This window comes from Paenibacillus humicola (assembly GCF_028826105.1).
In the GTDB taxonomy this organism is placed as follows: Bacteria; Bacillota; Bacilli; order Paenibacillales; family Paenibacillaceae; genus Paenibacillus_Z; species Paenibacillus_Z humicola.
Genome location: NZ_JAQGPL010000001.1, coordinates 5,246,666 through 5,272,500, shown reverse-complemented (window position 1 = coordinate 5,272,500; position 25,835 = coordinate 5,246,666). Strand labels below are relative to the sequence as shown.

The following is a 25,835-nucleotide window of genomic DNA, read 5'->3' as shown; positions in this document are numbered from 1 at the left end:
TAAGGCGAAGTATACGGGCTGACGCCTGCCCGGTGCTGGAAGGTTAAGGGGAGCGGTAAGCCGCAAGGCGAAGCTGTGAACCGAAGCCCCAGTAAACGGCGGCCGTAACTATAACGGTCCTAAGGTAGCGAAATTCCTTGTCAGGTAAATTCTGACCCGCACGAATGGCGTAACGACTTGGGCGCTGTCTCAACGAGAGATCCGGTGAAATTTTAATACCTGTGAAGATGCAGGTTACCCGCGACAAGACGGAAAGACCCCATGGAGCTTTACTGCAGCTTGATATTGGACTTTGGTACGATCTGTACAGGATAGGTGGGAGCCTAAGAAGCCGGAGCGCCAGCTTCGGTGGAGGCGCCGTTGGGATACCACCCTGATCGTATCGGAGTTCTAACCTGCTACCCTGAAACGGGTAGAGGGACCGTGTCAGGCGGGCAGTTTGACTGGGGCGGTCGCCTCCTAAAGCGTAACGGAGGCGCCCAAAGGTTCCCTCAGAATGGTTGGAAATCATTCGAAGCGTGTAAAGGCAGAAGGGAGCTTGACTGCGAGACCGACAAGTCGAGCAGGGACGAAAGTCGGGCTTAGTGATCCGGTGGTACCGCATGGAAGGGCCATCGCTCAACGGATAAAAGCTACCCTGGGGATAACAGGCTTATCTCCCCCAAGAGTCCACATCGACGGGGAGGTTTGGCACCTCGATGTCGGCTCATCGCATCCTGGGGCTGAAGTAGGTCCCAAGGGTTGGGCTGTTCGCCCATTAAAGCGGTACGCGAGCTGGGTTCAGAACGTCGTGAGACAGTTCGGTCCCTATCTGTCGCGGGCGCAGGAAATTTGAGAGGAGCTGTCCTTAGTACGAGAGGACCGGGATGGACGTACCGCTGGTGTACCAGTTGTTCCGCCAGGAGCACCGCTGGGTAGCCAAGTACGGACGGGATAAGCGCTGAAAGCATCTAAGCGTGAAGCCCCCCTCAAGATGAGATTTCCCAGTATGTAAGACCCCTGGAAGACGACCAGGTTGATAGGTTCGAGGTGGAAGCGCGGCAACGTGTGCAGCTGACGAATACTAATCGGTCGAGGGCTTATCCTATCGGTGTTCACGGACACGTGAAGGCCGCTTCGGAAGACCAGCTAAAGAATTAATCGGATGTTCGTATCCAGTTTTCAGGGTGTAACACACCTGAATATACTGTTCCCTGATAGCTCAGTTGGTAGAGCACTCGACTGTTAATCGAGTTGTCACAGGTTCGAGTCCTGTTCGGGGAGCCATTATGCTCTCATAGCTCAGTAGGTAGAGTGCATCCATGGTAAGGATGAGGTCACCGGTTCGATCCCGGTTGAGAGCTCCATACATACGGCCCGTTGGTCAAGGGGTTAAGACACCTCCCTTTCACGGAGGTAACAGGGGTTCGAATCCCCTACGGGTCACCATTTTTAAAAATAATTTCCTTAACTGCTAAAATCAGTTCATAATTTAGCGATAATTGGGGAAGTTAAATATTAAGGAGGCTTAGCTCAGCTGGGAGAGCATCTGCCTTACAAGCAGAGGGTCGGGGGTTCGATCCCCTCAGCCTCCACCATTCGCTGGGGATTAGCCAAGCGGTAAGGCAACGGACTTTGACTCCGTCATGCCTAGGTTCGAATCCTAGATCCCCAGCCATTTTTATTTTTTAGAGCCATTAGCTCAGTTGGTAGAGCACCTGACTTTTAATCAGGGTGTCGTAGGTTCGAGTCCTACATGGCTCACCATTTCGGATGGAATGGTGAGATCGCAATGAGCGCGTATGGCGGAATTGGCAGACGCACCAGACTTAGGATCTGGCGGGAGACCGTGGGGGTTCAAGTCCCTCTACGCGCACCAAAAACCTGCTTCACAACTCTCGACGACGAGGGTTTTTTTATGTGCCGGCGGGCCCGAGGCGTCACTTGAGTGGCTGCGTTTGAAACCCGTATCGTCGTTCAAAAAAATCGTTGTTATTAAAAAAACATTTGCAATTTGCCCTGAAAGATGATATATTATTACTTGTCGCTCCGAGTTAAAGGGAGCTAAAGGAACACACATGCGGAAGTGGCTCAGCGGTAGAGCATCGCCTTGCCAAGGCGAGGGTCGCGGGTTCGATTCCCGTCTTCCGCTCCATTATGTGCCCATAGCTCAGCTGGATAGAGCGTTTGACTACGAATCAAAAGGTCGGGAGTTCGAATCTCTCTGGGCACGCCATTTCTTCGCAGCTTAATTTTCACAACGGGACGTAGCTCAGCTTGGTAGAGCACCTGGTTTGGGACCAGGGGGTCGCATGTTCGAATCGTGTCGTCCCGACCATTTTAATGCTCGCGGGTGTAGTTCAATGGTAGAACTCCAGCCTTCCAAGCTGGTAGCGTGGGTTCGATTCCCATCACCCGCTCCATTCATTGAAGAGATTGTACCTCTTGCCAACGGCAGGGGGTTTTTTGATTTTTTGTGACAATTTTACGGTATTATGTGGTCGGAACGAAGTAAGCGCTGACATAACGTGTCATTTACCCCTCATGCGGGTAATAGGGGTTGAAGCCTTGACAATCAAGGCTTTCTTATAACTTTTGCCATGAAAATCGGCTTTGAAAAAAGCTTCAACCGATGGTTGATTTGTAGTATGATGATGAAAGTGAGTTTAACGGTTCTGCACGGGTAGCTGAGGAAAGAACGCTGGCGGTTTGCATGCGCAGACTTGTTAAGGTTTGAAAGGTTATGGTTTTTGCCCCGAGCTGGGCCCGGCAGATGCCGCACACCTTAAGGAGGAACAGTATGTCGGATCAAGCTGTATCGACGATAACGGGCAACCGGACGCATACGAACAATTTGCTTCGCCGGGATGTTCGTTTTCTGGGAAATATATTAGGCGACGTGCTTGTTCATCAAGGCGGACACGAGCTTCTCGAGAATGTCGAGAAAATTCGCGAGATGAGCAAGGCGCTGCGGGCGGAATTCGTCCCCGAGCTGTACGAGGAGTTCAAGCAAGTCATCGGGCACTTGAGTCCGGAAATTCGTTATCAGATCATTCGCGCGTTCGCCATTTATTTTCAACTGGTTAACATCGCAGAACAAAATCACCGCATTCGGCGCAAACGCGATTACGAACGGTCGGCCGGGGAAACGGTGCAGCCGGGCTCGATCGAAAGCGCGGTTCAGGCATTGACCGAACAGGGCATTCCGGAAGCCGACGTCGAATCGATGATCGAAGGCATTTCGCTTGAACTGGTGATGACGGCGCATCCGACGGAAGCGACGCGCCGTGCGGTGCTCGATATTCATCAGCGGATTGCAGGCGATATGATGGAGCTCGACAACCCGACTTTGACTTATCGCGAGCGCGAAAGGCTGCGTGACAAGCTGCTGAACGAGGTGCTTACGCTGTGGCAGACGGACGAGCTTCGCGATCGCAAGCCGACCGTTGTCGACGAGGTGCGCAACGGGTTGTATTACTTCGACGAGACGCTGTTCGAGGTACTGCCGAGCGTATACGAAGAACTGGAGCGCTGTCTCGACAAATATTACCCGGGCAAACGGTGGCATGTGCCGGCGTTTCTGCGTTTCGGCTCCTGGATCGGCGGGGACCGCGACGGTAACCCGTCCGTCACGGCCAGCGTGACCTGGGAAACGCTGACGATGCATCGCTCGCTCGCGTTGGAAAAATATGAAGCGCTGCTGAACGAGCTGATGGGTCATTTGAGTTTCAGCGCAACCATCGTGACCGTATCGGATGAGCTGCTCGAATCGTTGAAGCGCGACCGGGAAGAGGTGGAGCTCCGTGGCGTGGATCCGTGGCGCAACGAGAAAGAGCCTTACCGCGTCAAGCTGACCTATATGCTGGAAAAGCTCGCAAATACGCGCGACGGCGCGCTGAAAGGCTCGACGAAGCGTTATAACAGTGCCGAAGAGCTGAAGGAAGACTTGATGATCATCGACCGCAGCCTGCGTCATCATTTTGCCGATTGCGTGGCCGACACGCATATTCGCAAGCTGGTGCGCCAAGTGGAGCTGTTCGGTTTTCATTTGGCCGCGCTCGACGTCCGCCAGCACAGCAAAGAGCATGAGAACGCCATGGCGGAAATTTTGGCCAATATGAATATTGTGGACGATTATGCGGCGCTCGGCGAGCAGGACAAAATCGAACTGCTGAGCCGTTTGCTGAACGATCCGCGGCCGCTGACTTCATCTCATTTCGATTATTCGGAAAGCACGCGCGAATGTCTGGACGTCTATCATACGATCTACCAGGCGCAGCAGGAGTTCGGTTCCCGCTGCATTACAAGCTACTTGATCAGTATGACGCAGGGCGCCAGCGATTTGCTTGAGGTCATGGTATTTGCGAAGGAAGTCGGGCTGTTCCGCAAGGATAAAACGGGTGCGGTCCGCTGTACGCTGCAGGCAGTGCCGCTGTTCGAAACGATCGACGACCTGCACGCCGCGCCGGAAATTATGGAGCAGCTGTTCGCTCTGCCGATTTATCGTCAGTCGGTCGAGGCGATGGGAAACCAGCATGAAATCATGCTCGGTTATTCCGACAGCAACAAGGACGGCGGCGTTGTTACGGCCAACTGGGAACTGCGCGTCGCGCTGAACGCCATAACGGGCGCGGCTCGGAAATTCGGCGTGAAGCTGAAATTTTTCCACGGCCGCGGCGGAGCGCTTGGCAGGGGCGGCATGCCGCTGAACCGCAGCATTCTGGCTCAACCGCCGCATACGATCGGAGCAGGCATCAAGATTACGGAGCAGGGCGAAGTGCTCTCGTCCCGTTATGCGCTGAAAGGCATCGCCCATCGCAGCCTGGAACAGGCGACCTGGGCGCTCGTAACGGCGGCGCGGCTGGCGAAATACCCGGCGGAGGAAGCGCAGGCGGTCGCCGAGTGGGAGCAGATTTCCAAAACGATTTCCGAGACGGCGCTGGAGAAGTACCAGGATCTCATTTTCCGCGATCCGGATTTCCTGACGTTTTTCAAGGAGTCGACACCGCTGCCGGAAATCGGCGAGCTGAATATCGGGTCCCGCCCGTCGAAACGGAAAAACAGCGACCGCTTCGAGGATCTTCGCGCTATCCCTTGGGTATTCTCGTGGACGCAAAGCCGCTATCTGCTGCCCGCATGGTACGCGGCAGGTACGGCGCTGCATTCGTACGCACAGGGCGACCCAGCGCGCGTGCAGACGCTTCGCGATATGTATGCGAATTTCCCGTTTTTCGCCTCGCTTATTGATAATTTACAGATGGCATTGGCGAAAGCGGATCTTGTCATCGCCAAAGAATATGCGGGCATGATCAAGGACAAAACGATTCGCGACCGGATTTTCTCGCAGATCGAAGAGGAATATAAGCGTACGTCTTCGCTTATCCTAGATATAACCGGCCAGGATGAGATTTTGGATAACGTCCCGGTCATTCAGGAGTCGATCCGGCTCCGCAACCCTTACGTCGATCCGCTCAGCTATATGCAAGTGCAGCTGCTGGCAGAACTGCGCAAGCTGCGGGCAAAGGGCGAAGACGATCCGGAGCTGCTTCGCGAGGTACTGCTGACGATTAACGGCATTGCCGCCGGCCTCCGGAATACGGGCTGACCGGCAAAGCCCGGCGCAGGTCTGGTCCGGCGAAAATGAAGCCGGCCGGCTGCGGCCCGGAATTGTGATGTGAAACGAAAGCCGGACGCCCGGGCGGCAGCAGCCTCCTTCGGGTCCGGCTTTTGTCTTTATTGATACAACCATTCGGTTTGCTCTGGCGAACGGTCTCGATAGATAGAAATCTGCTCGCCGTAAAGGACGGCTTTGATAATCCGTTCTTGCGCCGCAAGCGGAGGGAGTCCGAAATATGAAACGAATGCCGCACTATTGGTTATCCGTCGTTTGCGTCGTTGTAGGGGCTTCGAGCTATGGATTGCTATCGCCGTTCATCAAGAAGACCTATGATGCCGGTTATACCTTCGAGCAATTGACGGTCCACCAGTCAGGGATCGGCCTGCTGCTATTGGGGATTGTCGCGCTGATCCGATTCAGACAGTGGCGGAATCCTTTTCGCGGGCAGTGGATCAAGCAGTCGCTTGTCGGCGTCTTCGGCCTGTCGCTCACGACGGTACTGTATAATCTGGCGCTGATGCGGCTTGAAGCTTCATTTGCGATCGTCTTGCTTTTTCAGTTTACATGGATTACCATCTTGCTAGACAGTGTGCGGCAGCGGGCTTGGCCGGACAGAAACAAGCTGATCGGGGTTGCGTTCGTGATGGGCGGAACGCTGCTTGCGGTCGGGCTGATGGATGCAACGTTCAGCCGGGTCGACGGAGCCGGGATCGTATACGGTTTCTTGTCGGCCGTTACATACAGCCTGTTTATTTGGCTGACCGGACGATTGGATCGGGGATCCGACCCAATCGTGCAATCGGTCGTCATGATGTGCGCAGGCTTCCTGTTTATTGTGTTATTATATGGTTCAAAGGCGGGAGCGGGGGCCGCGGAAGGACCGTTGATCGGCTGGGGGCTGCTCCTGGGGGCGCTCGGGCTGGTCGTGCCGACCGTCGCGTTCAATATCGGCATTCCCCGCATCGGAAGCAGTCTGGCGGCGCTGCTTGGAGCCGTAGAGCTTCCGGTCGCCGCGCTGGCGTCGTGGCTCATGCTCGGCGAGCAGCTGAATGCCGCGAAGATTGCCGGCATTGCGCTGATCTTCATTGGTATCGGCATTGCCGAGCGGCCTGGAGGCAATCGCCCGGGGAGCCTCACGCGTCTGGAGGAGAAGCGGTGAAATCAGTTGAAGCGCGTCTTGCGCACTTGGCTCTGAAAGGCGATCAGGGGGCCTTTGCCGAGATTGTGGACATGTACCAAGACAAGCTTTTTCATATGGCGTATCGTATGCTGTACAACCGTCAGGAAGCGGAGGACGTGGTGCAGGATACGTTCATGCGCGTATATCGCAATCTTGCGCGTTATGACGATACGATGAAATTTTCCACCTGGATTTATCGGATTGCCACCAATTTGTGCATCGACCGGTTGCGCAAGCGAAAGCCGGTTTATTCGCTGGATGCGGAATCGAACGAACACGAGGGGCTGGACGGATATGCGATGATTCCAAGCGACGACCGGACGCCCGAAAGCGAGCTGCTGCTCTCCGATACGCAGCGCATCATCCATCAGGCGATCGAAACGCTTCCGGCGAAATACAAGTTGGTGATGGTGCTGCGTTATTTGCAGGAAATGTCGCTGCAGGAAATCGGCGAAGTGCTGGATATGCCGGTCACGACCATCAAAACGCGGGTTCACCGGGGCCGCGAGTTTCTTCGCAAGAAGCTGGAGCACAAGCTGTAAGGGATAGGCCATCGGCGGATTTTCGCAAAAAATGAAACGCGGTCTCCGCTCGAACGTAACGTATACTGCTGCAACTTAAGCCGGCTCCACAAACGTAAGAAAGGATTGGCTGCCATGAATTGCAACGTCGCCATCATTTGGATGCATGAATATTTGGACGGCGATCTGCCCCGGGAGGATGCGGAAGAGCTGAAGGGCCACCTGCAGTCGTGCGCAGACTGCTGCTCCCGCTTCGAACAGCTCGAACGTACCGAGGCGCTGACGCACCAGCTCATGGATGCGAAGAGCCCGCTTGAACCGGAGCAGTCCGCGGCGCTGACCGCCCGCATTATGAACGGACTGCCCCCGCAGCGCAGGAGAGCCGGCTGGATGCGCTGGATCCGCAATCATCCCGCCGTGACCGTAGCGGCCGTATTCGTGCTTGTCATGTTTACCAGCTTTACGGCGATGTGGCAGCAGGACCGTGAGCTGACCGTCCGCGGCACGGATTTGGCGGAGGTTGTCATCAACGGCGATACGGTAACGGTTCCCGAAGGCGCGCGCATAAACGGTGATTTGACGATCGAGAACGGCGAAGCGAAGGTGCTTGGCGACGTCGAAGGCAATGTAACCGTGATTGAAGGCTCCTTGTACCAGGCTTCGACCGCGCATATTTCCGGCCAGGTGAAGACGATCGACCAAGCGCTCGACTGGTTCTGGTATAAAGTGACAACAACATTCAGCAAACTGTCTTATTAATGGAGCGCCTCCCTCGTTCGGGAGGTTTTTTGTTCAAAATAAAGGATTTGCAGCCCCGGTTCTCGAAAATAATACAGTTAAAAACCTGTTATAATGTAGAAGAGATACTTGCAGCGGTTTTTATGGGGGTTCACAAATGAGCTACTTTAGCGACTTGACCTGGCAGGAATGGATCAAAGATATCATCGATATCGCGATCGTCAGCTATATTATATATAAATTGATTTTGCTCGTTCGCGGAACCCGCGCCGTCCAGCTGCTGAAGGGGATCTTCGTGCTTGTCGCGACGTGGGCGGTCAGCACCTGGTTCGACCTGTACACGCTGAAATGGCTCATGAACCAGATGTTCACGTTCGGGGTCGTAACGGTGCTGATCATTTTCCAGCCGGAGCTCAGGCGGGCGTTGGAGCAGCTCGGAAGGGGCAAGCTGTTCAGCCGCACGTCCGTCGTGGAGCGGGATATTAACGAACGAATCGGAGAAATTATTAAAACCGTTAATTATTTGGCCAAGCGGAAAATAGGCGCTTTGATCGTGTTCGAGCGGACGACCGGATTGTCCGACTATATCGAATCCGGGATCCGGATGGAATCGATACTGAGCTCGGAGCTGCTTATCAACATTTTTATTCCGAATACGCCGCTGCACGACGGAGCGGTGATCGTGCGCGGTAACCAAATTATGGCGGCGGGCTGTTATTTGCCGCTGTCGGAGAACCCTTTTATCAGCAAGGAGCTGGGTACGCGCCACCGCGCGGGCATCGGAGTGACCGAGGTGTGCGATGCCGTATCCATTATCGTTTCGGAGGAAACCGGACAGGTGTCGCTTGCGGTCGGCGGCATGATCGTTCGTGACATAAAGGAAGAATCGCTGATTTCGAAGCTCTTCGACGAGCTCAATCCGAATTCGAAGGAGCGGGATCCTCGCGGAACGAAAGCGCCTTTCTGGAAACGATGGGGAGGCAAACAAAATGGATAAATGGCTGAGCCACCCGACCTCGCTCAAAATCATTTCGCTTGTGATCGGCATTCTGCTGTGGGCGGTCGTCCATTTCGACTCGGAGAAATCGCCGAATACGGTCGCGTCGTTGACGGAGACAAAGGTGATCGATGCCGTCAAAGTGGAGGCCACCGGGCTGGACGATAAAAATTACGCGCTGCGGGTGATCGAACCTTCGACAATCCGGCTCACGGTGCGGGGAACGGCTTCGAATCTCGTATTTGCAACCCCGGACGACTTCCAGGTGACGGTCGACGTCAGCGGCGCGAAGGAGGGCCGGCAGGTGCTGCCGGTGACTGTGAGCCTGCCGCGCGGGATTGAGCGGATCGGCGTGGAGCCGAGCGTTGTCACCGTCGAGCTGGAAAAAATGGTGACCAAGGAATTCGAGGTGCAGATCACGACGGAAGGCCAGCCGGCGAACAATTACAAGCTCGGCGAGCCGATCGTGAAGCCGAACAATCGGGTACATATCACGCTTCCCGAAGACCGCATGGACGATGTCGGCTTCGTCGGCGCGAATATTTCGGTCGAAGGCGAAGAGGATACCGTCAACGAGAAGAAGCTGAAGGTAAACGTACTCGACAAGGACGGCAACGAGATGAACGACGCCCAAATCAATCCGAGCGTCGTCGAGGTGGAAGTACCGATTACGAAGCCGTTCAAGAAGCTTCCGCTGCAGTTGGGTCTCACCGGGAAAATGCCCGACGGTCTGGCGATTTCGTCCTTTCAGCCGAGCGTCGATCAGGTTACGATCTATGGGCCGCAGGAGATGCTGGACCGGTATGATTTCTACGACGGACTGAGCATCGACTTGTCGAAATTGAAGCAATCGGGTACGATGGAGCTCAACATCCCTCCCGAGGACGGCATTGCCAGCGTCGATCCGAACAAGGTTACGGTCGATTACACGGTTGTCCCGGCCGCAACGAAGGTGCTGCCGCAGCTGAAGGTCGGCCTGATCGGCCTTTCGGACGGACTGAAGGCAAAGCTCGTTACGCCGGAAAGCGGCATGCTGGATCTGCCCATCCAGGGGGCGCCGAATATGCTGAAGGATGTAGGCGTACAGGACGTTCAATTGATCGCCGATTTGAGCGGACTGGGACCGGGCAGCCACGTGGTGCCGGTGGAAATTCATCTGCCGCGTTTTATCGAGGATCATTTGGACGGCCCGCTCAGCGTCACGGTTGAGATAACGGACGCTTCGCACCCGCCTGACGCAGGGCAGACAACCGGCAAAGCCGATTCCGGGGCCTCGACCGGTGACGCCGCCTCCGGTACCGGCAGCCAGACAGGCGGGGCAGCGCTGTCCGGAGGCGGCGAGACGGCGCAAGGAAACGATCAGCAGCAAGCCGTCCAGCCGGGCGAGCCGAATGAGCAGACCGGACAGGAAACCGTTCCGTCCGGCGGGCCGAATGGGCAGGCAGCGCATACGGATGCTGCCGTCGAAGGGTCGGAGGGGACGGGAGGAATGTCGGCTGATGCCGGTACCGGGACCTCTACAGACGCGGGCGGGAGCACCGCTTCGGGAGGGTAACCCGATGGCCGCGGCACCAATCGGTCCGCAACCGCATACGTTAATCAGAGTAAAAAGGGGATCAGATCACAATGGGAAAATATTTCGGAACCGACGGTGTGCGAGGCGTCGCCAACCGCGAACTGACGCCGGAGCTGGCGTATAAAATCGGCCGCTGCGGCGGTTATGTGCTGGCGGGCAAAGCCGACCGTCCGAAGGTGGTCATCGGCCTCGACACGCGCATATCCGGCCCGATGCTGGAGGCGGCGCTGATCGCCGGGCTGCTCTCGATCGGCGCGAGCGTCGTGCGGCTCGGTGTCGTAACGACGCCGGCCGTCGCGTATTTGACGCGCACCCTGGGAGCGGACGCGGGCGTCATGATTTCCGCTTCGCATAATCCGGTCGAGGATAATGGCATTAAATTTTTCGGCGGGGACGGCTTCAAGCTGTCCGACGACACGGAGCTTGAGATCGAACGGCTGATGGATGCCGAAGCCGATGTGCTTCCGCGTCCGGAAGGCGGCGAGATCGGAACCGTAACCGTCAACGATCACGCAAGCCGTGTTTATCTGGATTTTCTGAAAACAACGGTATCGCATTCGTTCGCCGGGCTAAAAATCGTCCTCGACTGCGCCAATGGGGCGGCCTACGCGCTGGCGCCCGCCGTCTTCCGCGAGCTTGGGGCGGAAGTGATCACGGTCGGGGCGGAGCCGAACGGGCTCAATATCAACGACGGGGTCGGCTCGACGCACCCGGAATATTTGCGCGGGGAAGTGCTGAAGCATGGCGCGGATCTCGGCCTGTCGTTCGACGGCGACGCGGACCGGCTGATCGCGATCGACGAGAACGGAGAAGAGGTCGACGGCGACTTTATTTTGTGCATTTGCGGCGATGCGTTAAAGCGCGAGGGCAAGCTGAAGAGGGATACGGTCGTGACGACCGTCATGAGCAATATCGGCTTCTTCAAAGCGGCCGAGAAGGCTGGGTTGAATACGGCGCAGACGGCCGTAGGCGACCGTTACGTGATGGAGGAAATGAGACGCGGCGGCTACAACCTTGGTGGCGAACAGTCCGGGCATGTTATTTTCCTCGACTACAATACGACGGGCGACGGCATTCTGACCGCGCTGCAGCTGGTGAATACGCTGGTCGGCTCGGGCCGGAAGCTGAGCGAGCTCAGAACCCTGATGAGAAAGTATCCGCAGGTACTGGTTAATGTTCGCGTTGCGGACAAAAGCATGTACAAGGATAACACGGCGATTAATACGGTCATTGCCGAGGTCGAAGCCGAGCTGGGGGACAACGGCCGTGTGCTTGTCCGGCCATCCGGCACGGAATCGCTGATTCGCGTCATGGCCGAAGGACCGGAGAAAGAGCTGGTTGAAGCGTATGTTGCGCGGATCGCCGAGACGGTACGGTCGGAGCTTGGCGGGGTATCCTGATTGCCGCATTAAGTCATGAATCGAGTTGATTATTTACCGAACTCATCTTTAACCTCATTTAATGGATTGGTACGGTTTCCGGCTGCAGCCAGCATGCTGCAGCCTGTTGTTTTTGATGGGCAGCCGGTCCAAGCGGCGGATGAGCCGTGAAAGCGCTAATCAAAAGTTTCGGTTGCACCGCCGCATGAAAATGCATATGATAGGAAGTAATGATTCTGGAAATGAAAGTGAGGGCAGAGGTTACGGCAACATAAGCGCCAGAGCTTGCGCGGGGCCGGTTCATCTATCGCAGTCGATGCGGTTAAGTGATCGGACGGCAAGCTGACGAGGTGGAGGCGTTCGGATTGTTCGGCGGGGACCTCCCGGTTCTGCATTCAAACCGTAAGCCGATTCTGAAAAAGACCGGGCAACCGGTCCGACAAAAGGTCGGTGGAATGCTCCAGACGTTTTATTTCGCGGTTGCTGTGCGGCAAGGAGGCTGCATGGGGACCGCCCGATTTGTATCGATTCGGCAGCAGTGGACACGTTATTGCTGCGCTTGTTTTCGTATTGTCTTTTGCCCGTTTGCTTACGACGCCGGCTGCGTGCGCGGCGCGGGCAGAACGGTTTTCTTCCGGTGAATCTCGACTCGTCACGTGAGCAAACCACATACAGCCTGTGCAGATGCACCGCAGCTTACGGCATCCGTTCAAACGGGTTATCTAACCCATAGCGGAGGTCTGTTCAATTATGTGCGGAATTGTTGGATATATTGGAAAACGTCAGTCGCAGGGCATTTTGATCGAAGGCTTGAAGAAGCTGGAATACCGCGGGTACGACTCGGCCGGCATCGCCGTGTTTACGGAAAGCGGACTTGAAGTGCGCAAATCGAAGGGCCGTCTGGCCGTGCTCGAAGAGAAGCTGGGCGGGGAACCGCTCGTCGGTTCGGTCGGCATCGGTCATACGCGGTGGGCGACACACGGCAAGCCGTCGGATGTCAATTCGCATCCGCATACGGACAACTCGCATAAATTTTCGGTCGTGCATAACGGGATTATCGAGAATTATCTCGACTTGAAGGAAGAGCTGACCGCCAAAGGGCATCGCTTCGTGTCCGAAACCGATACGGAAGTCATTTCCCATTTGGTGGCGGAGGAGTACGACGGCGATATCGTGGCAGCGGTGCAGCGCGCCGTAAAGCGTATGCGCGGGGCTTTCGCGCTCGGCGTCCTGACGGAGTATGAGCCGGACCGCCTCGTAGCGGTACGTTTCGCAAGCCCGCTCGTTATCGGCGTCGGGGACGGCGAGAATTTTATCGGGTCGGATATTCCGGCGATACTCGAGCATACGCGCGACGTGTACATTTTGAATGACGGCGAAATGGCGATTTTGACAAAAAACGGCGTCGAGCTGATGACGATTGACGGCGAAAGTATTTCCAAGGAAATATTTCATGTCGATTGGGACTTGGTCACGGCGGAAAAAGCCGGATTCGATCATTTCATGCTGAAAGAAATTTACGAGCAGCCGAAAGCGTACCGCGATACGATGATGGGCCGCATTGCCGATGACGGACAATCCGTCGTGCTGAAAGAAATCGGCATGACGGCGGAGCAAATCCGCGCAATTCGGAAGGTGCACATCGTCGCTTGCGGCACGGCTTACCACGCGGGATTGGTCGGCAAATCGGTCATCGAGGGACTGGCGCGTATTCCGGTTGAAACGGACGTAGCTTCGGAATACCGTTACCGCTCGCCGATCATTACGCCGGATACGCTCGTTATCGTCGTCAGCCAGTCCGGCGAAACGGCGGATACGCTCGCCGCGCTGCGCGAAGCGAAACGGTGCGGAGCCCGCGTGCTTGCCATTACGAACGTCGTCGGCAGCTCGGTTGCGCGCGAAGCGGACGACGTCATCATTACGCAGGCGGGACCGGAAATTGCGGTTGCCTCGACCAAAGCGTATACGTCGCAGCTGATTGCTTTCTATTTGCTCGGCTTGTTCCTGGCCGATACGGTCGGCACGCGCGACCGCGCTTTTATCGCGGATGTCGTTGCGTCGATGCAGAAGCTGCCGGAGCAGGTGGAGAGCATTTTGGAGCAGGCCAATGTGCTGAAACAGGTAGCGGAATCGGTCGCGAAGCACAGCAACCTGTTCTTCATCGGCCGCGGCGCCGATTTTGCGGTCGCCCAGGAAGGCTCGCTGAAGCTGAAGGAGATCTCGTACATTCATTCCGAAGCGTACGCGGCCGGCGAGCTGAAGCATGGCACATTGGCGCTGATCGAGGAAGGCATCCCGGTAATCGCGCTCATTACGCAGGAGGATTTGTACGAAAAGACGCTCAGCAACATCAAGGAAGTGAAAGCGCGCGGCGCGCACGTGCTCGGCGTCGTCAATAACGGCATCGAAGACGAAGTCGGCAAATCCGTCGACGAGCTGTTCACGATTCCGAAGACGCTGCCGCTCTTGTCGCCGGCTTTGTCCGTCGTCCCGCTGCAGCTGATCGCGTATTACGCTTCTCTCGCGCGGGGCAACGATGTCGATAAGCCTCGGAATTTGGCGAAGAGCGTGACGGTGGAGTAAGGGAGAGTTCGTTGGAATCCGCGTGTAGAGCAAGCAACGCAATAAAATTGTTCCGAGCAAAGAAAAACCTGTAGTGAGTAATGAAAGGTCGTATCAGAGTCGAGCGAATGCAGGATTATTTCCTGACAGCTGCTCGACTTTTCTTTTTTTTCTTAGGCCTTTACCTAGGCTTTTTCTGACCCTCTACCCGATCATGGTTCAACTATGTCATGATGGCATAAAGAAAAACCTGCTCGCAAAAGCAGGTCCGTTCAGTATCAGCAAATAGCAGTTTGTCTTGGTATGAAATCAGAGTTACGTCCTTCCAATGTGACATAACATTTCAGTATCCATTTCACAGATGAAATAATCCGCCGAGTTCGAAATGGAGAAGATGGTTGCTGATGTAAGGGGTACAGCCCCTTTCATTCCGTCGTAAGACGCGCCAGCGGAGGTTATCGAAGTGAAATCGAAGTCCATACATCCAGACGATCTCCTTTCACTGTTCCATAAACTCGCTTCTGTTCAATGCTTTCCATCGAGTACAAACAAATCAACCATGAGCTACTTTCACTATACCGATGCAAACGATTTACTTGAACGGGTGAAAGCGGACCTATGGGCGGGTTTGTCCGAGAGGTTGAACAACCTTAATCCTTACAACTATCTGTCTTACGCTGACAATCATGAGGCCGATCCCGCATTGGTGAAGGTGATCGAATATTATGGCGAGCATGCGGACTTCTTCAAGGTTATCCTGGGCCCTAATGGAGATCCTGCTTTTTCCGTGCGTATCAAACAATTTTTGAAAGAGCATCATCTCTCCAAGATCCTCCATACCCGGCCGGATTTGGCCGAAACGATTATCCCGAAGGACTATATGATTGCTTATCTCGCCGCCTCGAACCTCAGTAGGATGGAAACGGGAATGCAGCAAACTCCACAAACGATTGCGCTTATGATTACCAGTATACTGAGCAGCGGGATGAAGCAATTGTACGACATTTCCTGAGTAATAGGATCTGATGCAGTTGAGCACGTGAGACTTTAATCCAGAACCGGACAAATAAGCCGTTTCCCGCATATCAGGGGGAAACGGCTTTTTCGTTGCGGTTAGGACCGTGGAAGGGATGCACCGGGCAGCTCGCGGCCTGCCGATTTTGGCAGGGACGATGAGCCGCGTACGAGCAGCGTTGTGGGCAGCAGCGTTTCCGTGCACAGCTGGTCCGGCCGGGCGATGCGGCTGAACAGCCGTTCCACCGCATAGACGCCGTACAGGCGCAGATCGATATCCACCGTCGTGATTTGCGGCGTTGACAGCCGCGACAGGTAGCCGTTGTCAAAGCTGACGACGGAGACGTCGTCCGGAACCTTCAGGTCCAGCTGCTGCAGCGCGGAATTGACCATAAAGCCGAGGCCGTCGTTGACGCAGAACCAGGCGGTGGGCCGCTGCTCCAGGCCGGTCAGCCTGTCCAGCACAAAGCCGCTGTCTTCGCGGGCATCGGTCACGAGCCATTCGTCCTTTGTCTGAAGCCCGTACGTTCGGCTCGCCATCCGGAAGCCCTCCAGCCGTTCGTAATAGCTGGGCGAGAAATCGATGTTGCCTATAAAGCCGACTTCGCGGTGTCCGAGCTCGGCCAGATGCTTTACCGCCTCAAAGGCGCTGAACCGGTTGTTGGTCAATATGCAATCGGCCGTTATGGCCGGATCGTGGTGGTCGATCATTACGGCGGGAATGCCGGTGTCGATGACCGCATTTATATAATCGGTCGTAATATGGGACAAAATAAGGATGCCGTCCACCGACCGGTTTTGCAGAAAGGGCGGAAGATTCAGCTCCCGTGCGTCCTCCTGCCCGATCGACTGGATGATGAGCTCGCAGCCGCGGTTCTTGACTTCTTTTTCGATGCTCAAATAGATTTCGCCGAAGAAGCTCTTCATGGAAAAGGCGAAGTCGGACGCGATCAGGGCGATGACGCCGTAACCGGAAGAAGCTTCGCCTGCGGTGCTTTTGCGATTTTTGCCGTATACATAGCCCATCCGTTCGGCGGTTTCGACGACCAGCCGGCGCGTCTCGTCGCTGACGCCGTCCTTGCCGGTAAGCGCTTGGGACACGGAATTTTTGGACAAATTCAGCTTGTCGGCGATATCCTGCATGGTCACTTTATTTTTCATTCACGATCAACCTCCGGTTATTGCAGACGGGCCGCGAGCGGATTGTCTTCATTTTCACCCGTTTCCCTGCCGTTGTCAAGAATTGCCGGCACGATTGTCCGTTTGCATTACTACACCTTATATATTAACATTACAAAATCAGAAATACAAACATATTTGTAATTTCTGCAATCCTCTTAGGTAAAATGTTTTGCTTGACATGTCCGAGTTAAAGAAGGCATAATGGGAAAGCAAAACGCTTACAACGAAATATCCTTGGTTTGTAACGTTATTATTAGTTTTAAGTCAGTTATTTAGGATTACAAAACATTAGGAGGTCATGTTTGAGATGAAGAAAAAGCAACTGGTTTCGCTTCTGCTGACAGGAATGATGACAACCGGCATTCTCTCCGCCTGTTCGACTGGGCAGGACACAACGCAAAACGGCGATACATCGACGAATGCGGGTGGCGGGGCAGGCGGCGGAGGCGTGACGACGATCGAATTTTGGGCGGCGCCGAATCCGACGCAGCAGGCGTTCTGGCAGGAGATGGCCAAAAACTATGAAGCGACTAACCCGAATGTAAAAATCAACGTCAGCGCGATGAAGGAATCGCCGACGTCCGAAGCCGGCATTCAGGCGGCGATCGCGGCGAAGAGTGCGCCGACGATGTCGGAGAACATCAACCGCGGCTTCGCCGCGCAGCTGGCCGATAGCAAAGCGCTCGTGCCGCTCGATACGCTGGACGGCTTCCAGGATATTGTCTCCGAACGCAATATGAGCAGCACGATCGGCCCGTGGAAATTTGCCGACGGCCATCAATACGTACTGCCCATTTACTCCAACGCCATGCTGTTCGGCTGGCGCCTGGATACGCTGAAGGAGCTTGGTTACAGCGAGCCGCCGAAGACGTACGGCGAAATTCTCGAGCTCACCAAGAAGCTGAAGGCTAAATACGGCGACAAGAAATTCCTGTGGGCCAAGGCGGATCTGGCCGATCCGACCGCCTGGAAGCGCTGGTTCGATTTCTACATGCTGTATGACGCCGCTTCGAACGGCAACAAATTTATCGAAGGCGACAAGTTTACGGGCGACGACAAGGCGGGTCAAGAAGTGCTTACCTTCGTCGACGACCTCCGCAAGGAGAAAGGGCTGCTGGCCCGCCAGACGACGGACCCGTTCGAGAACGGAGTCGGAACCTTCGTCGACATCGGCCCTTGGACCTTCACGACGTGGGCGCAAAAGTATCCGAACCTGAAGTACAACGTCAATTACGCGCTGACGATGCCGCCGGTTCCCGACGACGTTGATCCGGCCAAGAGCAAGACGTTTGCGGATACGAAGGGGCTGGTCATCTACGCTTCCGCCACGAAGGCACAGCAGGAAGCCGCTGTCGGCTTTATCAAATGGGTGTACTCGGATGCGAAGAACGATGCTGCCTGGTTCCAACAAACGATGCTGCCTCCGGCGCGCGACGATCTGACGAGCAACGCTGCTTTCAAGACGATTCTCGACCAAAATCCGCAGCTTAAGCCATACGCCGAGAATGTGCCGAACGCGATTCCGCCGATGGACAACGCGAAATACAACGATCTGCAGACGATTATCGGCGAGCAGGCGTTCAATAAGGTCGTCAAGGGCGAAATCTCCCCGGCGGACGGCTGGGCGAATATGAAAAAGGCGATCGAGGACGCTCTGAAATAAGGGAGCTTTTCCCCGGCAATGCACAGCAAGGGAGGCATATCCCCGTATGGATCAAAGAAACAACAGGTTGGGCTGGCTGTTCACCAGCCCTTACCTTATTTATTCGCTGATCTTTTTCTTCGGACCGCTGGTCTGGTCGTTTTTTCTGTCCATCACGGACTGGAATCTGATCGCGCCGACGTTCAATTTCGTCGGTCTCCATAATTTCATGAACGGACTGCGTTCGCCGGGCGTGCATGCGGCATTCTGGGTGACGTACAAATTCATGATGGTGTTCGTCCCGATCGTCACGGTGCTGGCGATCGCCGTGGCGGTGCTTGTTCACGGGCTCACCCGGTTCAAGGGGCTGTTTTTGATCGGCTTTTTCCTGCCTTATTTGTCCTCCGGCGTCGTCTCCTCGCTGATCGTGAAGGGGCTGCTGTCCTATAACAGCCCGATCAACACCTTTCTGCGCGGCGTCGGCATCGACATCGACTGGCTCGGTACGCCGTTGTCGGCATTGTTCATCGTGGGACTGATTTTAGCCTGGAAGTTCACCGGCTACTACGCCCTAATTCTGACCTCGGGGCTGGAGAGCATCGACAAGGAAGTATACGAGGCCGCAGCTATCGACGGGGTCAAGGACAGCCAGCGCTTCTGGCGGATTACCCTGCCGCTGCTCTACCCGGCGCTGTACACGACGCTCATTCTGGCGTTCGGCGTGACGTTCGGCATTTTCACCGAAGTATACCAGCTGACGGGCGGCGGGCCGGATAATGCGACGAATACGTGGCAGATGGAAATTTTCAAACAGGCGTTTACCAATCTGCAGGCGGGCTACGCGTCCGCGGTGGCGCTGCTGGCTTCGGTTGCGACGTTCATCTCGATCTTCGTGATTCGCAAAATACTGGAGATATGGGGGAAGCGCAATGGTTGGGTCTAGACAGAACCGTCGTCTGCGGCTTACAATCCGGTATATTCTGGCTTTCGCGCTGCTTCTCGTAATGGTCTATCCGTATCTGTACATGGTGCTGAACTCGTTCGCGGACTGGACGCAGATCGACAAAAGCTTGTTTCCGACCAGGTTTACGTCCAGATCGTACGAATGGCTATTTACCGGAGGGGAGACCGGAGTGACGAGGCCGTGGCTGCATGCGTTTATGAACAGCATTATCGTTTCGGCGGCCTCGACGGCGCTGATGATGCTGTTCGGCATCATGTCCGCGTATGCACTTTCCAAGTTGAATTTTTTCGGCCGGAACGCGATCAACAATTTCGTGTTGTTCCACATGTTTTTTCCGGCGATCATCCTGCTCATTCCGACGTTTCTGATCATACAGAAAGTTGGGCTGTACGATACGTACCTTGGAATGATCATCCCGAAGGCCGTCAGTCTATGGGCGATCTTCATGTATACGAACTTCTTTAAGGCGGTGCCGTCCGTCTTCATCGAGGCGGCGCGGCTGGACGGTGCGAGCGATCTGAAGATCATGTACCGGATTATGCTGCCGATGTCCAAATCGATTACAACCGTCATCTTCCTGTTTCTGCTGATGGAACGGTGGACGGAGCTGCTGTGGGATATGATCGTGGTCAAAAGCGACAGCATGCTGACGCTGAACGTGCTGCTGTCGCAGATGTTCGGACCGTACGGCTCGTACCCGGGTCCGCTTTATGCGGCTTCTACGATTCTGACGCTGCCGATCATCGTCATGTTCCTCATTTTCAGCAAAAAGTTCCAGGAGGGCATGCAGTTCAGCCTGAAATGACGCTTGAATATGCCGATTCCATTGAAATTTGGAGGAACATCCCGTGAATGGTAAAGATATCGCTCCGCCGGTATGCGCAGAGCTGTTGAACGATTATATGAACCGCGGCGAGCGGGCATCGCATCCGCAGCGGATTGTCTTTTCCGGCGTAGGGGAAAAGGATGTCTACAACATTTCGGCTCCCTTCAAAGATGAAGGCGAATGGATTATTGCAGGGCGCGTGGAATCCCGCGACAGCGAGCATTCCGACGTGATCTTCTTCGTCGAGCGCGACGGCCGGTGGCTGCCGCGGGAAGGGGCGCCGACATTCGAGCTGCAGGACCCGTTCCACTGTATGATCTCCGGCGAGCTCGTTGTAGGCGGCGTGCAGATTTTTCCTCACCCGGAGAAGCTAGGCGGGCTGATGTGGCGCACGGTATTCTACCGCGGCGCAAGACTCTCGGAGCTGCGCCCGTTCTTCTCCGGCCCGGACGGGATGAAGGATCTCCGGCTGGTCGGTCTGGCGGACGGCTCCGTCGGCGTGTTTACCCGCCCGCAGGGAGAGAAGGGCGGCCGCGGAAAAATCGGCTTCACGCGCGTTCCTTCGCTTGATGCGCTGACGATCGAGGCGATCGGGGACGCACCGCTGCTGGACGGCCAGTTTACGGACGAGGAATGGGGCGGCGCGAACGAAGCGCATTTGCTTCGCGACGGACGGATCGGCGTCCTCGGTCACATTGCCTGCTTCGGCAGCCAGGGAGACCGCCATTATTATCCGATGGCTTTTATTTTCGATCCGGAGACCGGCTCGTATTCGCCTGCGGAGCTGCTGGCGGTGCGGGACGATTTTCTTCCCGGTCCGTCCAAACGGCCGGATCTGCAGGATGTCGTATTCAGCGGCGGACTGGTGCGCGGCGGAGACGGCCTGGCGGTGCTTTTTGCCGGAATCAGCGACGCCGACGCGCAGAGGATTACGGTGCGGGATCCTTTTTACGATGCCGAACGAGGAAGCTGAACCGGCTTTTTTGAAAATGAAGGATCGCGTTTTCCGCAGTGCGGCGTGCTTTTGCACGTTTTCATCGTATATAAGTTAAGTTAGGAGCTAATTTCATGAAAATAGAACGCTACGAACAGAATCCGCTCATCACGCCGGCGGACGTGAAGCCTTACCATGACGGATTTGAAGTCATCGGCGCGTTCAACGCCGGCATCGCCGAATATAACGGAGAGGTTCTGATGCTGCTGCGTGTAGCGGAGCGGCCGGTAAGCCCCGATCCGAATATCGTGCTGGCGCCGGTCTACAATGTGGATCATGGCGGATTGGACCTGATTGAAATCCGCAAGGACGACGACAGATACGATCTGTCCGACCCTCGCGTCATTGTAAGGAAAGAAAATGCGCCGGCCTTCGAATACCTGACGAGCCTGTCCTATTTGCGCATTGCGCGCAGCCGCGACGGCCACACGTTCCAGGTGGATGAACAGCCCCTGGTGTATCCGTCGCAAAGTCTGGAAATATTCGGGATTGAAGATCCCCGCATCACGCAGATCGGAGATACGTATTATATTTACTTCTCCGCGGTTTCGCCCGTCGGTATCGGAGAATCGCTGGTCTCGACGAAAGATTTTCGGAATATAACCCATCACGGGATGATATTCGGACCCGACAATAAAGATGTTCTCATCTTCCCGGAGAAAATCGGCGGCAAGTATTACGCGCTGCACCGGCCGACGACGAAGAGCTGCGGCCGTCCGGAAATCTGGCTGGCCGAGTCGGACAATCTGCTCTATTGGGGCAACCACAAGCATCTGCTCGGATTGCGGCCCGGCAATTGGGACGGCGGGCGGATCGGCGGCGGCGCCGTACCGATCAAGACGGAACGCGGCTGGCTGGAGCTGTACCATGGAGCGACCAAGGATCACCGGTACTGCATGGGGGCTGTGCTGCTCGACCTGAACGATCCCTCGAAGGTCATCGCCCGTTCCGACCGCCCGATAATGGAGCCGGAGGCGGATTACGAGCGGCAGGGCTTCTTTGGCGAAGTCGTGTTTTCCTGCGGCGCTCTCGTGCGCGGCGATACGGTAGCGATGTATTACGGCGTATCCGACACTTCGATGGCCTGCGCGGAGCTGAGCCTGCAGGAGATTTTGGACAGCCTGCAGCCGGTGTGAGCGCGGCGGACGCTCCGGGCGTGCAATCCCCCTTGTAAATCCATAGCATGGCGGTACAGGCGCATTCGTCCTATGGCGAATGTGCCTTTTTTTGTTAAACAATGAGCTGGCGCGGTTTAAAGGACGCTGGAGTAGACTTTTTGCATGACTTGACAGGGTCCGGAATTAAGGCTATTGTAGCTATTATAGATAAATAAAGTCCCTGATCGAGGTGAATACTGCGCCATGAAGTTTTCAAAAGCAACAAACTATGCGCTGCATACCATGTTTTTTCTTGCCGCAGCCACCCCGGACAAACATGTCGGCGTTCTGAAGCTGGCGGAGCGGCAGGAAGTTTCCCCGACGTATCTGTCCAAAATATTAACCAAACTCGTCAAGGCGGGTATGATTGAGTCGGCTTCGGGCGCCAACGGGGGGTATCGGTTAAAGCGGAATTGGGAGGACATTTCGTTTTTGGATATCATTCATGCCATCGAAGGCACGGCCTCCTTGTTTGATTGCGACTTCAACCATGGACCGGATTGTTTAATTCAGAAGGTGATGGTATCGGCCGAAGAGGAAATGGAGGCTTATTTGAGCAATCAAAAAATGTCTGAGCTTGCCAGGAACGTTCCGGCTCCTCTGTGAAGAGCGGCCTATTTTTTTGAAAATATTATAGATATAAAGAGTCTTTAAAGTCTTTTAAATGTCGCTGGAGCATGCGCTGTAGAGAGAAGCGCGCGTGGTAGATCATGTCAACCGGTATGGATAACAAAATGGAGGTGTCTCAGGAAATGGAAACTCAGTTTTTCGACGTGTTGATTATTGGCGGCGGTCCGGCGGGACTCAGTGCCGCGCTCGTGCTGGGGCGGTCAAGAAAGCAGGCGGCCGTGATTGATGAAGGCCGTCCCCGCAATGCCGTGACCCGGGAGGCTCACGGATTTCTCACTCGCGACGGAATTAGCCCCGGCGAATTTCGCAGGATCGCGAAGGAACAAATCGGCGTTTATCCGTCCGTATCCATCATGGCGGATACGGCCGTCTCGATTACGGGCGCGGACGGTCATTTTCAAGTCGCGACCGCGCAAGGAAAAACCTTTGCAAGCAAAAAGCTGCTGTTTGCCGTCGGGATGAAGGATCGGCCGCTGGACATTCCGGGGCTGGCGGAGATTTACGGGAAAAGCGCCTTCGTCTGTCCGTATTGCGACGGCTGGGAATTAAGGGATAAGCCGCTTGTCATCATCAATAAAGGAGCCGACGCCATGCACTTCGCTCCGTTGATCTCCGGATGGACGAGCCGTTTTACCATTTGTACGAACGGCCCCGATGGACTGACCGAAGCCGATCGCGAGGAGCTCCGCCGGCATCGCATTCCCGTATTCGACGCGCCGATCCGATCCATCGAGTCGAACGAAGGGAAGGTCCGGCAAGTCGTACTGGAAGACGGGACGACCATTCCTTGCGAGGGGATCTTTTTTAAACCGGAGCTGGTTACGGGTTCGGATCTGCCTCAAGCGATCGGGTGTCAAGTCACGGAAGCGGGAACCGTCGTCGTCGACGGCTTCGGGAAAACGAGCGTTGCGGGCGTTTACAGCGCCGGGGATGCGTCTTCGCGGCAGTATCAGGCGATTGCCGCCGCCTCTGCGGGGGCCTTTACGGCCGCGGCCATCAACAACGAGCTGAATATGGAGGCTTGGAAAAAGATCGGTTAAGCATAGAAAGGAACATTTTTTCCAGGAGAGCGGGCTGGCCGGCAGCGGTCAGCCCGTTCATTGCTTTGCCGCGCATAGACGCCGGCGTCGAACGCCTTATGATAAGCTAATCGAAGGAAGTACAGCAATCCATCCTGTTTCGGTCATGCCGATCCGGGCACGTACGCCCCTACCACTTCGACTTTCACTTCATTGTTCACCGTCATGTATTTCACTTCAATTTGGCTGCCCTTCTGGAAATGGGGGATATGGACGATCGGAATCGCGGTTTCAACGACCGTATGCAGCAATTCGCCTTCGTCTTTCGTTACAGTCAGGTCCAGAAGCACGATCGGCTGACCGCCTAACGTCGCGTACGTCTGCTCGATCGAATTGATAACGGCGGTGGCGGCAATCCCTTCCTTAAGAATCGCCCTTTTCTCGCGAAGCTCGTCCCTGTTGCGCCGAACCGTCCCGATTGCCCGTATCAGGGTAACGGCTGTAGAAACGGTCAATCCCGCAGCGATAAGGATGATGATGGCTGTCTTCATGCAGATCCGCCCCTTTTGAACAACGTGTAATCCGGCTGCAGCGACCGCTGAAGGCTGCAGAGCATAGCGACAGTCATTCGTCGCCCGGTTCACCTTGGATTTTACCGAATCTGTTTCCGAATTTCTACCTTTTATTTCCTGCCGGTCCTTAATAAATGCCATCCCTAATCGTCGATCATGTGTCCTTCCGTACGTTTGAGTTTACCTTCAAGTTTGCGGTCGTCCGTTTGATAGTGGGCAGGAGCACTCATGGGATGGAAGTGGGAGGGAGTGTTGGAGGAATAAACATTAATAATCCATTAATACTATATTTTACCTATTAATTTAAACCGAGCCGACAGCAGCCATACAGGTTCGCTTAAGCAAACGCTAGACCAATTTAACCTTGGACGGTGAATACCCCTTGATTTTTTTGAAAACCTTACTGAAGTAAAAGGGATCCTCAAATCCGCATTTAAGAGCGGCCTCCGCGATCGAAAACTCGCTGCTGGCGAGCATGTTTTCGGCATTGTTAATTCGAATCCGATTTACGTATTCCTTGACGGTAACGCCGGTATGCTTTTTGAACAGGGTGCCGAAGTAAGAAGGATTCAGGTCGATCATGGCGGCCAAGCCCGCGACGTCAATTTGGCAGTCATAACGCTCATGAATAAAGTGAAGCGCTTTTTGGACGTGAGGATTAACCGGATGGGCGGCATCCTTATAAAACAGCAAACTGAAATATTTATGCAGAATCGTCAGGAAGATGGCCCGGACTTTCATCATGTAACCGGGTTTTTTCTGCATCCATTCAATGTTCAGCTCCTGATAGAGAGACAGCAGATCATCACGCAAGCCGATTTTCGAATGGACGGGAAAAGGGAGCGAGACGTCAAGGCCCTCGATATGGTAAATCCGCAAATTGGATGCATAAGCCGCCATGTGATGGTCCGGATCGATATTCGCCTGCCGCAGGCTTTGCTTGGGAATGCAAATGAGGTCTCCTTGCTCCGCTTCATAAGGAACCCCGTTGACGATATAGGTCACTTTGCCTTCGAAAATATAAGTGAGATCGACAAAATCGATGACCTGATTGCGTATGCACCAGCTTGGCGTGCTGTAGCGGCAAATAAAATATCTCATATCGGGGATAATCCCCTCGTAATCATCCGGGATCATGAAGCTCCCTCCAGGAAATCTAGAATTATTGCAGAACCTTTAGTGCTTATCCATGGATTTAATTTTAGCAGAAAAATACAATCTATATGAACGAAAATATGAAAGCGCCTACAAAGAAGAGCGGTCAGGAGGTGGGCCCTGGATCGACC

General features: G+C 55.1%; 19 protein-coding genes, 11 tRNA genes and 1 rRNA gene (1 of these 31 cut by a window edge). 28 read left to right on the top strand and 3 right to left on the bottom strand.

What is annotated here, in order from left to right; genetic code table 11:
• From PD282_RS24145 to PD282_RS24045, 21 genes are all read left to right on the top strand, one after another.
• Positions 1-1,087: ribosomal RNA gene (locus PD282_RS24145) — 23S ribosomal RNA — on the top strand; it begins 1,842 nt to the left of the window's first position.
• Positions 1,088-1,190: 103 nt separating this feature from the next.
• A tRNA-Asn gene (locus PD282_RS24140) sits at positions 1,191-1,266 on the top strand.
• A 4-nt stretch (positions 1,267-1,270) separates the two neighbouring features.
• Positions 1,271-1,346 (top strand) — tRNA-Thr (locus tag PD282_RS24135).
• 7 nt (positions 1,347-1,353) lie between these two features.
• A tRNA-Glu gene (locus tag PD282_RS24130) sits at positions 1,354-1,428 on the top strand.
• A gap of 73 nt (positions 1,429-1,501) precedes the next feature.
• Positions 1,502-1,577: transfer RNA gene (locus tag PD282_RS24125), tRNA-Val, on the top strand.
• A 5-nt stretch (positions 1,578-1,582) separates the two neighbouring features.
• Positions 1,583-1,657: transfer RNA gene (locus PD282_RS24120), tRNA-Gln, on the top strand.
• Between the two features lie 13 nt (positions 1,658-1,670).
• A tRNA-Lys gene (locus PD282_RS24115) sits at positions 1,671-1,746 on the top strand.
• Between the two features lie 29 nt (positions 1,747-1,775).
• Positions 1,776-1,858: transfer RNA gene (locus PD282_RS24110), tRNA-Leu, on the top strand.
• A gap of 201 nt (positions 1,859-2,059) precedes the next feature.
• Positions 2,060-2,134: transfer RNA gene (locus PD282_RS24105), tRNA-Gly, on the top strand.
• A gap of 4 nt (positions 2,135-2,138) precedes the next feature.
• A tRNA-Arg gene (locus tag PD282_RS24100) sits at positions 2,139-2,215 on the top strand.
• Between the two features lie 25 nt (positions 2,216-2,240).
• A tRNA-Pro gene (locus PD282_RS24095) sits at positions 2,241-2,317 on the top strand.
• A gap of 11 nt (positions 2,318-2,328) precedes the next feature.
• Positions 2,329-2,402 (top strand) — tRNA-Gly (locus tag PD282_RS24090).
• 377 nt (positions 2,403-2,779) lie between these two features.
• Complete coding sequence (gene ppc, locus PD282_RS24085) at positions 2,780-5,584, top strand: phosphoenolpyruvate carboxylase (protein WP_274653941.1); 2,805 nt, start codon at positions 2,780-2,782, stop codon at positions 5,582-5,584.
• A gap of 247 nt (positions 5,585-5,831) precedes the next feature.
• Positions 5,832-6,755 carry an EamA family transporter gene (locus PD282_RS24080; protein ID WP_274653939.1) on the top strand — a complete coding sequence of 308 codons (924 nt, stop codon included), beginning with the start codon at positions 5,832-5,834 and terminating at the stop codon, positions 6,753-6,755.
• Complete coding sequence (gene sigW / locus PD282_RS24075; RefSeq protein ID WP_274653938.1) at positions 6,752-7,318, top strand: RNA polymerase sigma factor SigW; 567 nt, start codon at positions 6,752-6,754, stop codon at positions 7,316-7,318. The genes PD282_RS24080 and sigW overlap by 4 nt, the downstream gene beginning before the upstream one ends.
• A gap of 114 nt (positions 7,319-7,432) precedes the next feature.
• Positions 7,433-8,056: a zf-HC2 domain-containing protein gene (locus tag PD282_RS24070; RefSeq protein WP_274653936.1), complete on the top strand. Its 624-nt coding sequence runs from the start codon at positions 7,433-7,435 to the stop codon at positions 8,054-8,056.
• A gap of 136 nt (positions 8,057-8,192) precedes the next feature.
• Complete coding sequence (gene cdaA, locus PD282_RS24065; protein ID WP_274653934.1) at positions 8,193-9,032, top strand: diadenylate cyclase CdaA; 840 nt, start codon at positions 8,193-8,195, stop codon at positions 9,030-9,032.
• Positions 9,025-10,587, top strand: coding sequence for a CdaR family protein (locus PD282_RS24060; protein WP_274653932.1), 1,563 nt, complete (start codon positions 9,025-9,027; stop codon positions 10,585-10,587). The genes cdaA and PD282_RS24060 overlap by 8 nt, the downstream gene beginning before the upstream one ends.
• 71 nt (positions 10,588-10,658) lie before the next feature.
• The gene (glmM, locus tag PD282_RS24055) at positions 10,659-12,008 is read left to right on the top strand and encodes a phosphoglucosamine mutase (protein ID WP_274653930.1); all 1,350 of its coding nucleotides are present in this window, start codon (positions 10,659-10,661) and stop codon (positions 12,006-12,008) included.
• 729 nt (positions 12,009-12,737) lie between these two features.
• Complete coding sequence (glmS, locus tag PD282_RS24050; RefSeq protein WP_274653928.1) at positions 12,738-14,570, top strand: glutamine--fructose-6-phosphate transaminase (isomerizing); 1,833 nt, start codon at positions 12,738-12,740, stop codon at positions 14,568-14,570.
• A gap of 442 nt (positions 14,571-15,012) precedes the next feature.
• Positions 15,013-15,561 carry a TetR/AcrR family transcriptional regulator C-terminal domain-containing protein gene (locus PD282_RS24045; RefSeq protein ID WP_274653926.1) on the top strand — a complete coding sequence of 183 codons (549 nt, stop codon included), beginning with the start codon at positions 15,013-15,015 and terminating at the stop codon, positions 15,559-15,561.
• A 101-nt stretch (positions 15,562-15,662) separates the two neighbouring features.
• On the opposite strand, the gene PD282_RS24040 is transcribed toward PD282_RS24045, so the two are convergent.
• Positions 15,663-16,724 carry a LacI family DNA-binding transcriptional regulator gene (locus PD282_RS24040; protein ID WP_274653924.1) on the bottom strand — a complete coding sequence of 354 codons (1,062 nt, stop codon included), beginning with the start codon at positions 16,722-16,724 and terminating at the stop codon, positions 15,663-15,665.
• Between the two features lie 328 nt (positions 16,725-17,052).
• Between PD282_RS24040 and PD282_RS24035 the strand changes: the two genes are divergently transcribed.
• The 7 genes from PD282_RS24035 (at position 17,053) to PD282_RS24005 (ending at position 23,998) form a co-directional block, all read left to right on the top strand.
• Positions 17,053-18,408, top strand: a complete 1,356-nt coding sequence (locus PD282_RS24035) for an extracellular solute-binding protein (protein WP_274653922.1) — start codon at positions 17,053-17,055, stop codon at positions 18,406-18,408.
• Between the two features lie 46 nt (positions 18,409-18,454).
• On the top strand, positions 18,455-19,330 hold the full coding sequence (locus tag PD282_RS24030; RefSeq protein ID WP_274653920.1) for a carbohydrate ABC transporter permease: 876 nt from the start codon (positions 18,455-18,457) through the stop codon (positions 19,328-19,330).
• On the top strand, positions 19,317-20,156 hold the full coding sequence (locus PD282_RS24025; protein WP_274653918.1) for a carbohydrate ABC transporter permease: 840 nt from the start codon (positions 19,317-19,319) through the stop codon (positions 20,154-20,156). Before PD282_RS24030 ends, PD282_RS24025 begins: the two co-directional genes overlap by 14 nt.
• Positions 20,157-20,253: 97 nt before the next feature.
• Positions 20,254-21,150: an MTP-1 family protein gene (locus PD282_RS24020; protein ID WP_274655451.1), complete on the top strand. Its 897-nt coding sequence runs from the start codon at positions 20,254-20,256 to the stop codon at positions 21,148-21,150.
• Positions 21,151-21,245: 95 nt separating this feature from the next.
• Positions 21,246-22,307: a BtaManbiosPhlase gene (locus PD282_RS24015; RefSeq protein WP_274653916.1), complete on the top strand. Its 1,062-nt coding sequence runs from the start codon at positions 21,246-21,248 to the stop codon at positions 22,305-22,307.
• 225 nt (positions 22,308-22,532) lie between these two features.
• On the top strand, positions 22,533-22,934 hold the full coding sequence (locus PD282_RS24010; protein ID WP_274653915.1) for an Rrf2 family transcriptional regulator: 402 nt from the start codon (positions 22,533-22,535) through the stop codon (positions 22,932-22,934).
• 146 nt (positions 22,935-23,080) lie between these two features.
• Positions 23,081-23,998: an NAD(P)/FAD-dependent oxidoreductase gene (locus PD282_RS24005; protein WP_274653913.1), complete on the top strand. Its 918-nt coding sequence runs from the start codon at positions 23,081-23,083 to the stop codon at positions 23,996-23,998.
• Between the two features lie 143 nt (positions 23,999-24,141).
• On the opposite strand, the gene PD282_RS24000 is transcribed toward PD282_RS24005, so the two are convergent.
• Together PD282_RS24000 and PD282_RS23995 are read right to left on the bottom strand one after the other, a co-directional pair.
• A complete protein-coding gene (locus PD282_RS24000) occupies positions 24,142-24,528 on the bottom strand; it encodes a hypothetical protein (protein WP_274653911.1) in 387 nt (128 codons plus the stop codon).
• Positions 24,529-24,897: 369 nt separating this feature from the next.
• Positions 24,898-25,686, bottom strand: a complete 789-nt coding sequence (locus PD282_RS23995) for a helix-turn-helix transcriptional regulator (protein ID WP_274653909.1) — start codon at positions 25,684-25,686, stop codon at positions 24,898-24,900.
• Between the last annotated feature and the right edge of the window lie 149 nt (positions 25,687-25,835).

Coding starts and splice junctions, on each gene's coding strand:
- ppc (WP_274653941.1), top strand. CDS start 2,780: ATGTCGGATCAAGCTGTATCGACGATAACGGGCAACCGGACGCATACG.
- PD282_RS24080 (WP_274653939.1), top strand. CDS start 5,832: ATGAAACGAATGCCGCACTATTGGTTATCCGTCGTTTGCGTCGTTGTA.
- PD282_RS24070 (WP_274653936.1), top strand. CDS start 7,433: ATGAATTGCAACGTCGCCATCATTTGGATGCATGAATATTTGGACGGC.
- cdaA (WP_274653934.1), top strand. CDS start 8,193: ATGAGCTACTTTAGCGACTTGACCTGGCAGGAATGGATCAAAGATATC.
- PD282_RS24060 (WP_274653932.1), top strand. CDS start 9,025: ATGGATAAATGGCTGAGCCACCCGACCTCGCTCAAAATCATTTCGCTT.
- glmM (WP_274653930.1), top strand. CDS start 10,659: ATGGGAAAATATTTCGGAACCGACGGTGTGCGAGGCGTCGCCAACCGC.
- glmS (WP_274653928.1), top strand. CDS start 12,738: ATGTGCGGAATTGTTGGATATATTGGAAAACGTCAGTCGCAGGGCATT.
- PD282_RS24040 (WP_274653924.1), bottom strand. CDS start 16,724: ATGAAAAATAAAGTGACCATGCAGGATATCGCCGACAAGCTGAATTTG.
- PD282_RS24035 (WP_274653922.1), top strand. CDS start 17,053: ATGAAGAAAAAGCAACTGGTTTCGCTTCTGCTGACAGGAATGATGACA.
- PD282_RS24030 (WP_274653920.1), top strand. CDS start 18,455: ATGGATCAAAGAAACAACAGGTTGGGCTGGCTGTTCACCAGCCCTTAC.
- PD282_RS24025 (WP_274653918.1), top strand. CDS start 19,317: ATGGTTGGGTCTAGACAGAACCGTCGTCTGCGGCTTACAATCCGGTAT.
- PD282_RS24020 (WP_274655451.1), top strand. CDS start 20,254: ATGAACCGCGGCGAGCGGGCATCGCATCCGCAGCGGATTGTCTTTTCC.
- PD282_RS24015 (WP_274653916.1), top strand. CDS start 21,246: ATGAAAATAGAACGCTACGAACAGAATCCGCTCATCACGCCGGCGGAC.
- PD282_RS24010 (WP_274653915.1), top strand. CDS start 22,533: ATGAAGTTTTCAAAAGCAACAAACTATGCGCTGCATACCATGTTTTTT.
- PD282_RS24005 (WP_274653913.1), top strand. CDS start 23,081: ATGGAAACTCAGTTTTTCGACGTGTTGATTATTGGCGGCGGTCCGGCG.
- PD282_RS24000 (WP_274653911.1), bottom strand. CDS start 24,528: ATGAAGACAGCCATCATCATCCTTATCGCTGCGGGATTGACCGTTTCT.
- PD282_RS23995 (WP_274653909.1), bottom strand. CDS start 25,686: ATGATCCCGGATGATTACGAGGGGATTATCCCCGATATGAGATATTTT.